This window comes from Pseudomonas violetae (assembly GCF_023072615.1).
Taxonomy (GTDB): domain Bacteria; phylum Pseudomonadota; class Gammaproteobacteria; order Pseudomonadales; family Pseudomonadaceae; genus Aquipseudomonas; species Aquipseudomonas violetae.
In genome coordinates this window covers 54,009-65,124 of record NZ_JAKNRW010000023.1, presented here as the reverse complement: position 1 = coordinate 65,124, position 11,116 = coordinate 54,009, and the positions used below count along the sequence as shown (strand labels likewise).

Below are 11,116 nucleotides of genomic sequence, written 5' to 3'. Positions count from 1 at the left end.
GAAGACATGAAGACATTATTGCGTTTGTTGAAAAGTTTTTGGTTTGTCGTCCCGGTCCTGTGGCTGGCGAGCCTGGCGGTCTGCTGGTTCGCAGCGCCGCATGTGAGCTGGCTGCGCGGTTATGCGCTGGAGGCGATGGCGATCATCAGCGCCTTTTACCTCCTGCTTATCGTGCTGCGCCAGTACCAGCGCATTCGCGCCGAACACAACCTTGAGAACCTGGTGCAGCGTGAAGTGGATCGCTCGGCCAAGTCCACCGGCGAGTTTCGTGACCAGCAAGTGCTGCGCGAACGCCTCAAGCACGCCATCGCCATGCTGCGTACCGATCGCGCGGCCGGTGGCGGCGGCTCGTCGGCGTTGTCCGACCTGCCGTGGTACCTGGTGATCGGCATGTCCGGCGCCGGCAAGACCTCGCTGCTGACCCGCTCCGGCCTGTCGGCGAGCATCGCCAGCAACGCCAACGACACCCAGAGCGGCACCCAGCATTGCGACTGGTACTTCAGCCCCGAAGCCGTGATGATCGATACGGCCGGGCGCTACCTGCGCGACGACCAGTCCGCCAGCGAATTCGCCGGGTTCCTGCGCATGCTGAAAAAGCAGCGCAAAAAAGCCCCGGTCAACGGCCTGGTGCTGGTGGTGAGCCTGCCCGAGTTGCTGGCGGCCAGCGCGGACGAGCGTCACAAGTTGGCCGCGCAGCTGGTGTCGCGTATCGAGGAATACACCGATTGCCTGGAAGCCAACCCGCCGATCTACCTGATGTTGAGCAAGACCGACCAACTGCCCGGTTTCAGCCAGGCGTTCGAAGGCCTGGACCTCAACGAACGCCAGCAACCCCTGGGCATGACCTTCGGCCTGTCGGAGATCCGCCACCAGGGCCTGCGCCCGGTGCTGGATGCCAAGCTGGCCAACCTGCATAGCCACATCCGCCGCCACGTCGACGCGCAGATGATTGCCCTGGGCGCCGATGCCAACAGCGCGCTGCTGAATTTCCCGAACTATTTCTCCGAGCTGTCGATGGTGCTGGAGCAATTCCTCCAGCACTTCGCCGACCACCGTCACGCCGGCGCACCCCTTGTGCTGCGTGGCCTGTATTTCACCAGCGCACTGCAGACCGATCAGCAGCTGAGCCGGGTGTATGAAGACGACCTCGCCGAGTCGTTCGCCCTGCAACCGCAAGCCGGGCAGGACGCGGACAGTAACGGCAAGAAAATCAACGACCGCAGCTACTTCATCACCGATACCTTCCGCCGGGTGATTTTCCCCGACCGCGACCTGACGTTGTACCAGTCGCGCCTGGGCCACAATAAATCCCTGAGCCCTGTGCTGCTGGGCGTAGCGCTGCTGGCCGGGCTGGGGTTCATTGGCTGGCAGGCGCTGTCGTACCAGAACAACCGCCAGTGGCTGGCCTCCTTGCGCGATCAGTTGAATCAACTGCAGCAGTCGCCGGACCGTGCGCAGCTGCTCGCCTCCGGCCAGGGCCTGGAATTGCTGCGCAATCAGCTCAGCGCCATCGAGAAACACCGCGCCCAGGGCGTACCGCTGCCATTGAGTGCGGGGCTGTACCGTGGCGATGACATCTACCGGGTCGCGCAAAATGCCTATCTGCAGCAACTGCGCACCCAGGCACTGGAACCGGTGACCTTGCAGTTGCAATTGCAGATGCGCGCATTTAATGAATTCGCCAAAACCATGGACCCGCAGAACACCTTCGCGGCGGCACCCGCCACAGCTGGCAGCGCCAACGCCAAAGCCCAGGTCCCGGGGTTAAAACTGCCCTCGCGCCTGAGCAGCGTGCCGCGCAGCGCCGGCGAAGTCGGGAGTCGCCTGAGCGGCGCCGCCAAAGGTGCAGCAAACAAGGTTCGTGGCGATGCCATGAACACCTTGCGCAACCCGGCCACCGCCAGCGACGCCGCCGATCTGTCGGCGACTACCGGCGGGCTGTCGTTGTCCGAGGAAATGCTCGGTCGCCTGGACGAGCATCAGGTCGCGTCGATCATCGAATCCTATAACGCACTGAAGCTGTACCTGATGCTGACCCAACCGAATTCTCATCCAGAGCCGGAGTTCGTCGGGGCGGCCTTCCCGGTGGCTTGGGCCAATACCGCCACTGCGCAGAATCCAGTGAGCAGCGAGGTCATCCAGGACAACGCGCCGGTCTATGTGCAACTGCTGAAAAACCGCCAGGCACCTACCCTGCCGCGCAACGAGCAGTTAATCAGCGAAACCCGCAACAGCCTGAAGTCGTTCATGATCTCCAGCTCCCTGGTGGACCGTGAATACCTGCGTCTGCAACTGGAATCCAGCCGTCAGTTCCCGGCCATAGGCCTGAGCGACCTGGTGCCGTTGCCAGGTCGTCAATTGCTTTACGGCAGCGAGGCAGTGCCGGCGATTTTCACCCGCCAGGGCTGGGAGCAGTTCGTCAAGCCGGAGCTGATCAAGCTGGTATCGGGCAAGCTGCGCAACGAATCGGACTGGGTACTTGACGGTGAAGGCGGCGACAGCCTGGTGCAGAAAGCCAACTTCATCCGTGAGTTCATGACGCGCTACAAGCGTGACTATGCCCAAGCCTGGTACGGCTTCGTCGACAGTGTGGGCGTGCGCCATTTCACCGACATGGCCAATGCGACCCGACAACTGTCGCTGCTCAGCGACGTGCAGAACTCACCGGTGAAAAACCTGCTGGCGGCGGTCAACGACAATACCCTATGGGATGTACCGGCACCGCGCACCACCCAGCAACCCGGGATCAAGCTTGATGACGGTTTCTGGGGCAAGGTCACGGGCATTTTCGATGGCCAGGACACTTCGCCAAACGCGCTGATTTCGCCGTTGCCGGCCGTGGATGATGGCAGCCTGGCCAAGCGTTTCGAACCGGTATCGCGAGTCTTCGCGGTACAGAATGCCGAAGGCGCCGACAGCACCATCATGGATCGCTACCTGGCGGCACTGCGCAAGCTCAAGGTGCGGATGAACAACATCCAGCGCTCCCAGGACGTGGGCAAAAGCAGCAAGCAACTGATCAGCGAGACCCTTGAAGGTCAGCCAAGCGAAGTCACTAGCGTGCGCAACTACGTCGAGACCACGGTGGATACCAGCCAGGGCGGCTTGTCGACCTCGCTGCAAGGGCTGTTCAGCCTGCCGATCCAGTTTGCCTGGGAAACCCTGCGCGATCCGGCTGGCGAGCAAATCGCCAAGGCCTGGGCGCAACAGATTGCCAAGCCCTGGGAGCAGGTCATGGCGCACCGCTTCCCGATCGCCGCTAACAGTCGCAACGAAGCGTCGGTGAAGGACCTGCAGCGCTTCGTCGACCCCGAGTCCGGTTTGCTGCCGAACTTCAAGCGCAACGAAATCGGCAACCTCTCCGGGGGCGAAGGCCTGGGCATGAGCAGCGCGAGCAAATCAACGCCGCTGGTCAACCCGAACATGGTCAACAGCATCGACAAGGCCAGCTCCCTGGGCCAGGTAATCGCCAGCCTGTCGGATCGTGAGAATGGCTTCGAAATCATGCTCGAACCTTCGGCTTACTTCACCGACATCATCTTCACCCTCGATGGCCAGGTGCAGCATTACCGCAACGGCAAGACCAGCTGGAGCCGCTTTTCCTGGCCCGGCACCACCACCGCTCCAGGCGCTCGCATGGACGTGGTGACGCTGGCCGGCGAACGCATCACTGTGTTCGATTATCCAGGCCGCTGGGGCCTGCTGCGTATGAACGACAGTGCGCGGGTCCGTGACCTGGACGGCATCCAGCAACGCTTCAGCTGGAACACCGCCAGCGGCCAAGTCAGCCTCACCGTGCGCAACTACGGCGGCGTCAAGCTGACTGACCTGGCTAACGTCAAGGCCTTGAGTTCGCTCAATGCGGCCGGCGGTCGGGTCCAGTGAGCACGCTGGCGATAAATCAGGGACGCGGCCAATGATTGGCTGCTTCGGCAAGGTGCCCGCGAGCCCGGACTTCGTCAGCCTGCACGGAGCGGCTGACGATGTCTGCGAGTTCGATGGCTGGCTGCAAGGCGCCCTGGCGACCCTGCAGCATCGCGAGGACTGGCGCGGCTTGTTCGACGCCTTGCCGTTGTGCTTTTTCAGCTATCGCGCGCGCAGCGGCAACTGGCTGCTGGGCGGGCTGATCAGCTCAATGGACGCCAGCCAGCGGCGCTATCCGTTCTTCATTTTCCAGACGGTGAAAGCCGGCGACGCCGAGCCTTTCGTCAACCCATTCACCCTGGGTGAACTGTTCAGCGCGCAGATCAAACCGTTGCTGCACATGGCGGCACAAGGCGAAAGCACCTTGTTGCTGTTCGAACGCATCAAGGCCCTGCGCCCGCTGCAGGTCAACGATTTCGGCCTGTTTCGCCGGGTGCACGGCAAATTCCTGTTGGACTTCAACCTGCGCGACATCGCGACCGCGCTGGAGGGTTCGTACCCGGAGTTCGTCACCAACGCCGTGCTGACCCGTCTGCAAGCCTTGCAAAAGCCCCTGCAACACGGCATGCCCATCGGCATCACCCTGCCCTTGCCGGCGGAGCGCGGCTTGAAAAATCCGACCGCCGATCTATGGCTCACCTGGCTCACGCGCATGACGCCTGGCAACGCCGTGCCACAGGTCAGCCTGTTGGCGGACGACTTCATGCGTCCGCGCCTGATCTGCTTTGCGTCACGCACCACCAGTAATGCCTATCGCGTGCTCACCGGCAGCGGCGATTGCGGGCAGAACTATGACGTGCTGGCGTCCTTCGATGCCTTTGACGAGCACCACCCTGCACACATTTTTCCCGAAATCGACCGCCCCCTTGATGACGTCATCGACCGTTTTGTCGACGCCCTGGATTCGAAGTCTGTATGAACAAGATCAAGTATTACTTCTTGCGGTATCAACCCTACTTTTTGGGTGTCGCCTTCTTCCTCACGATCTTTTTGGTCTGGGGCATCGGGCGGGCGCTCGGTTTCAGTTCGCTGAACAGCTTGCTCAGCGGTATCGGCGTGTTTGTACTGCTGTCGTCCGGCTACGTACTGCTGCTTTATCGCGGGGTCTCGCGGCATCACAACCTCGAAGGCCTGCTACGTGATGACGCCGACCAGGCCGTGCTGAACGCCAGCCCGGCGGACCGCGAGGAAGTCAGCCTGCTGCGCGAACGCCTGCTGCAAAGCATCGAACGCCTGCACAACAACAAGCCCCGGGGGAGCAATCCCAAGGACGCGTTGTACGCCCTGCCCTGGTACTTGGTGATCGGCCAGCCAGCGGCCGGCAAGAGCACCATGCTCTATCAGTCGGGCTTGAGTTTCCCCTATGCCGAACGCGAAGGCGCCCGGGTCGCGGGGTTGGGCGGCACGCGCAATTGCGACTGGTTTTTCAGCTCCGAAGCCGTGTTGCTGGACACCGCCGGACGCTACATGAACAACCAGGAAGAAGCCGGCAAGTGGCGCGCCTTCCTGCAGCTGCTGCGTCAGCATCGCCAACGCCGGCCGCTCAATGGCTTGATCGTGACGGTGAGCATCCACGACATCCTGCAGGCGTCCCTCGACGACCAGGAGCGCATCGCCAAGCGCTTGCGCGAACGCATTCAGGAAACCCACGCGCTGCTGGAAGTACGCCTGCCGGTGTACCTGGTGTTCACCAAGTGCGATTTAGTGCCGGGCTTCGCGCCCTTCTACCGCCAGCTGGATGAAGCGGCCCGCGGCGAAGTGATGGGCAAGACCTTTGCCCACAAAGGCTATGAGCAGGCTGATTGGGGCCGGCAATTCGGTGTAGCGATGGACGAACTGGTTGCCTATTGGCAACAGGTGGCGAGCCGACAATTGGTGACCCAGGACATTCAGATCACCCGTCAGGATTCGGCGGTGTACCGCTTCCCGCTGGAACTGGCGGCGCTGAAACCGCGCCTGCGATTGTTTGTCGACGCGCTGTTGCGCGCCAACCCGTACCAAAAGGCCGAACTGCTGCGCGGCTTCTATTTCACCAGCGCCCTGGACGCCGACCAGCCGGAGCTGGGTGGCCATGCCCGCCAGGTCACCGAGCGCTTTTCCCTGGAAAGCGATCAGGCGATTGTCAGCGGCGACGCGCAACCGCGTCCGATGTTCATCAATAGCCTGTTCCGCAAAGTGATTATCCCGGACCAGCATCTGGTGGCGCTTTACACCACCAACCACCGCGAGCGTCGACGCAAGGCGGCCTGGATGGGTGGCACGGGCGTGCTGGCGATGCTGTTGTGCGGCCTGCTGGGCTGGTCTTATGTGAACAACCGCGACACCGTGCAGGGCATCGCCACGGAACTGGCCCAGGCCGCGTCCGCTGACGCGGCGGCGACAGGTCAATACACCGCGTGGCAAACCCTGGACCGCATGCGCTTCTGGACTGCCCACTACTACGCTCAGCATCACCAGGACGGAGTGCCGCTGCGCATGCGCCTGGGGCTGTATCAGGGCTACAAAGTCGAGCCACTGCTGCGCAGCGATTATTTCAGCCGTCTGGAAAGCGTGATGCTCAAGCCGACGGCGGACAACCTGACACGCTCGCTGTACCTGCTGACCACGCTCAAGGTGTACCAGCGCAACACCCACCAACTGTTGCCCGTGACCGGTATCGACAGCGTAGAGCCCAAGGCCCTGCCTGACGATAACCGCGCACAGTCCATCGCCGCCTTCGGCAAGACCACTCTGGACACCTACGTGATGCTATCCAGGGCCCAGCGCGAGAAGGCTGACCCAGCGTTCCTCAAGGCGAAAATACCGGACTACTGGTACCCCGCGATTGCCCGCCAGACCGGCAAGTCCATCGGTGCGGCCAACGGCGTGGCAGGGGCGAATCAGGACTACGAGTACGCCAGCCGGCAGATCAATTTCTACAGCGACCAGATCCACGAGCAAGACGTGCCGCGCATTCTCGACAACGCGTTCCTCACGTCCAGCTCGCGCAACTACATCAACAGCCTGCTGACCCAGTCATTGCGCTCGATCGAGACCATTACCCTGGAATCGGACACCCTGTTCGCCTTCGGCCGCGCTGACTTCCAGAGCCTGAAAGCCGCAGGACAGAGCCAGCTCAGCAGCATCGCCAGCAAGCTGCTGAACACTCGGGACATCGGCAAGATCATCATCGCCGGGCATGCCGATCAATTGGGCGACCCGCAGAGTAACTTGCAGGTGTCCCAGCAGCGCGCGCAGACCATCAAGACTTATCTGGTGGGCAAAGGTGTGCCCGGTGAGCTGGTCGAAGCCATCGGCGAAGGCAGCTCCAAGCCCTTGGTCAAATGCGATGCGACGCAACCCCGGGCGCAGCTGATCCAGTGTCTGGAGCCGAACCGTCGGGTGGAAATCGAAGTACGGGCCATCAACTGACCCCGCGCCGCCAGAGCAAGAAAAATCGCTGCCCGGGTCGTTTCGATGCAAGAGCCGGGCAACGGTAAGACACCTCTTTTGATCATTTCAAAGAGGTTAAAACGAAGGGTTGTCGACTGCTTGCAGCGGCACCTTAAATGAAGGTAAGGAGAAATTAGAAATGGCATTTGACGCATACATCCAGATCGAAGGCATTCCAGGCGAAGTACTGGACGACAAGCACAAGGATTGGATCGAAGTGCTGGGCTACGAGTATGGCGCCACCCAGGCCACCTCCGCGACTGCAAGCTCTTCGGGCGGTGCTTCGTCGGAGCGTGTGGCGTTGAGCGACTTCAGCATCCGCAAGGCCGTGGACAAGGCTTCGGCCAAGCTGTTCGAAGCCTGCTGCAAGGGTACTCACATTGCCAAGATCCAGCTGAACGTCAACCGCGCCGGTGGTGACAAGGTCACCTACCTGACCATCAACCTGGAAGAAGTCGTGGTGTCTTCCGTCAAGGCCGTCGCCGGCGGCAGCCAGGGCGGTGAAGACAAGGCGGTCAGCGACCTGCCGATCGAGGAGATCAGCTTCAACTTCGCGCGCATCAAGACCACTTACACCCAGCAGAGCCGTGCCGATGGCCAGGGTGGCGGCAACGTCACCGGCGGTTGGGATCGTACGGCGAACAAGGTGTTCGCTTAAGTCCGTTGCGTTAGCGGGCCGTGCGAGCGGCCCGCACTAAGCACCGCGCCTGTCGTCCGGGCGCGGTGTTCTTTTATCTTGATCAGAGTTGCCTATGTCTGAATTTCTCAACGACCTTTCCCTGGCCGAACTGACAGCGCCCATCAACGAGGGGAGCGGTGAAGACCTGAGCTTTTCCACCTTGTTCGACCAGGTGAAAGAAGCGCGTCGAGCAGACCCCGATTATCTCACCCAGGGTGATTGGCAAACCGACCTCAAATCTTCGGATTGGGACCTGACCATCACCTTGGCTGCACAAGGCCTGGCTCGCCAGAGCAAGGACCTGATGCTGGTCGCCTGGCTCAGTGAAGGCCTGGCGCATAAATACCATTTCATCGGCATCACCTTCGGCCTGACACTGGCCGAGCGCATTCTTGATTCGTTCTGGGCGGACCTGTTCCCATCCCTGGAAGACGGGCTTGATGAACGCGCCGCGCGCCTGGCGTGGTTGAAAGCTTCGCTGGCGGACGTCGTCGGTGGATTGCCGATTACCCAGGGGCAACAGTTCGGCCTGCTGCGGTATGACGAATCCCGGCACATCGAAAACCTCGCGCTGCAAAATCCCCAGGCCATGCGTGCCGCGATTGATGAAGGCAAGATCAACGCCGAGGTGTTCCAGCGTTCGGTGGTGCTGACCGACTCCGACCACCTGCGCCTCAAGGCCGGCGAAATCGCCGCCAGCCTGCGAGCCTGCCAGCAGTTGCAGAGCACCACAGACCGGCTGTTTGGCGTGGATGCGCCAAGTTTCGCCGCACTGACGGACGTGCTGACCCGTGCCGGGCAACTGGCCGAGAAACTGCTCAAGGACCGCGGCATCGAGCTGTACCCCGCCCCCGTTGCGCCCGTCCCGCCAAGCGTTGTCGACCAACCCGCAGGTGCCTCCATGACCCAGACCCAGCCAGATCCTTCGTCCATCCCCTTGCGCACCACCCCCCTGACCCGCGACGAGGCCTTCACCCAGCTGGCGGGCATCGCCCAGTTTTTCAAGCAGACCGAACCGCAAAGCCCGGTGCCGTACCTGATCGAACGCGCGATCAAATGGGGCAACATGCCGCTTGAGGGCTGGCTGAACGATGTGATCAAGGACAGCAACGTGGTGGACAGCATCCGTGATGTGCTGGGGACGAAGGAATCGAAAGGCTGATACATCGCCTTCGCGAGCTGGCTCAGTGGAGCCGGTTTCACACCAGACGCCCGGGGGGATCCAAAAAGAAAGGGAACTGGCCATGAGCCATTAGGGTCGTAGTGGCTTCGCCTGGAGAATCGGATGCGCGCCCTTCATTTTCAAATCACGTATCGCTTGAACGATGCTCGACAGGTTTTTGTCCAGCCCGACTCACACATGACCGATGCCGATGCCTGGTACTACGCCTGTCTGCACGCAGGTGTCGGCCTGGCCTATGGCGAGGATCCGGACCAGCAGGGGCTTGCCAAACTGCGGACGCAGGCGCAACTGTGCGGGTTGACCGACGTCAGGTGGGAGGCGCTGCCGTGAAGGTGACACCCCTACCGGTAAATCCCGCGCAAAAAAAATCCCAGGCAGCTGATGGACGCCTGGGACTTAAAAATGCATAAACCGTGGTGGTGAACGCGGGGCGGATATTACTGAATATTTCCTACTGTAACAAGATGTTTTAATTAACCGTAAAGTTACTAAGGTCTCTAAGCCCTTATATATCCACATATTTTTTGAGGGTGGATTACATGAACCAGCGATATTCCCGCGCGCTGATTTCGTTCATGAATGCCAAATGATCCTGCCGCTTGTTCTCGCAGTAAACATCTACAAACTCCGCACCCAAGCCTTCGCGCAATGATGCATGGCCTTGCATGGCCTGCACCGCTTCGAGCATTTGCGTGGGGAAATCAATGCCACTGGTACGATCTTCGTTCAGCGCAGGTATCGGTTCACGGCCGGCCTCCAGGCCTTGTTCCAGACCCACTAGAATCGCCGCCAGCACCAGGTAAGGATTGGCATCGGCGCCGGCGAGGCGATGTTCGACCCGCAGGTTTTTCGCATCCGAATCCGGTACCCGCAGGCACGCGTCGCGGTCTTCGTAGCCCCAACTGGCGTGGGTGGCGGTGTTGACCGTGCCACTGAGGCGGCGCATGGCATTGTGATTCGGGGCGAAGATCGGCATGCAGTGTGGCAACACTTCAAGGCAGCCGGCGACCGCATGACGCAAGGGTTGCTGGTTGTTGGCTGCCAGCAGGTTGTGACCGGCCTCATCGTAGAGGCTGACATGCACATGCATGCCGCTGCCGGGATGCTGCACATAGGGCTTGGCCATGAAGCTGGCGCGGTAGTTGTGCTTGAGCGCCACGCCCCGGGTGCTGCGACAGAACAGGGCCGCCCAGTCTGCGGCGCGCAACCCATCATCGAGGTGGCCGAAGTTGATCTCGAACTGACCGGGCCCCAACTCCGCCGTGATCACGGTAGTTTCGATACCTTGCGCCCGCGCGGTTTCGACCATGTCATCCAGCACCGTGGAAAAACGCGACAGGCGCTCGATGTGCATGTTCGGTTGATCATCGGCATCGTCGCTCAGCGGGTCCCGGGCAAACTGCGGAAGGCCGTCGCGCAACTGACGATCGAACAGATAGAACTCCAGTTCGAAGGCCACCACCGGAAAAATGCCCTTGCCCCTGAGCCGTTGCAGTACCTGCGCCAGGACCTCGCGAGGCTCGAATTCGATCGGCTTGGCGGTGCCATCGGAGGTAATCAGCATCTGCCCCAAAGGTTGCTTTTCCCAGTTCACCAGCTTCAGCGTACCGGGCACGAGGCGGCGGGTGGCATCCGGGTCACCGTCGTTGAAACAGTAGTCACCGATCTTGAACAGGCCGCCCTGGGTGCCCAGCAACACGCAGTTCTGCGGCAGTTTGAGAACGCTTCCGGCCGCGACCTTTTCGAGCATCTCGATCGGGTAGCGCTTGCCATAGAAGTGCCCGGGGATATCCAGGGCGATCAGGTCGACATAGCGAACGTCCGGAAAGCGCTGACGAAACGCACGTACTTCAGCAACCAGATCAGAGCAGACAGCATCCATCATTGTGTTCCTTGTT

7 protein-coding genes are annotated in these 11,116 nt (G+C 61.2%); 6 read left to right on the top strand and 1 reads right to left on the bottom strand.

Going from position 1 to position 11,116, the window contains the following annotated elements:
* Positions 1-6: 6 nt before the first annotated feature.
* From L9059_RS21790 to L9059_RS21765, 6 genes are all read left to right on the top strand, one after another.
* Entirely contained in the window at positions 7-3,885 is a 3,879-nt protein-coding gene (locus L9059_RS21790) for a type VI secretion protein IcmF/TssM N-terminal domain-containing protein (protein WP_247292964.1), read from the top strand.
* Between the two features lie 31 nt (positions 3,886-3,916).
* Complete coding sequence (gene tagF / locus L9059_RS21785) at positions 3,917-4,843, top strand: type VI secretion system-associated protein TagF (protein ID WP_247292963.1); 927 nt, start codon at positions 3,917-3,919, stop codon at positions 4,841-4,843.
* A complete protein-coding gene (gene tssM, locus L9059_RS21780; protein ID WP_247292962.1) occupies positions 4,840-7,335 on the top strand; it encodes a type VI secretion system membrane subunit TssM in 2,496 nt (831 codons plus the stop codon). Before tagF ends, tssM begins: the two co-directional genes overlap by 4 nt.
* 160 nt (positions 7,336-7,495) lie before the next feature.
* The gene (locus L9059_RS21775; protein WP_247292961.1) at positions 7,496-8,014 is read left to right on the top strand and encodes an Hcp family type VI secretion system effector; all 519 of its coding nucleotides are present in this window, start codon (positions 7,496-7,498) and stop codon (positions 8,012-8,014) included.
* A 94-nt stretch (positions 8,015-8,108) separates the two neighbouring features.
* The gene (tssA, locus tag L9059_RS21770) at positions 8,109-9,197 is read left to right on the top strand and encodes a type VI secretion system protein TssA (RefSeq protein ID WP_247292960.1); all 1,089 of its coding nucleotides are present in this window, start codon (positions 8,109-8,111) and stop codon (positions 9,195-9,197) included.
* 123 nt (positions 9,198-9,320) lie between these two features.
* Positions 9,321-9,548, top strand: a complete 228-nt coding sequence (locus L9059_RS21765) for a DUF6555 family protein (protein WP_247292959.1) — start codon at positions 9,321-9,323, stop codon at positions 9,546-9,548.
* Positions 9,549-9,753: 205 nt separating this feature from the next.
* On the opposite strand, the gene L9059_RS21760 is transcribed toward L9059_RS21765, so the two are convergent.
* Positions 9,754-11,100 carry a glutamine synthetase family protein gene (locus L9059_RS21760; protein ID WP_247292958.1) on the bottom strand — a complete coding sequence of 449 codons (1,347 nt, stop codon included), beginning with the start codon at positions 11,098-11,100 and terminating at the stop codon, positions 9,754-9,756.
* Positions 11,101-11,116: the final 16 nt, after the last annotated feature.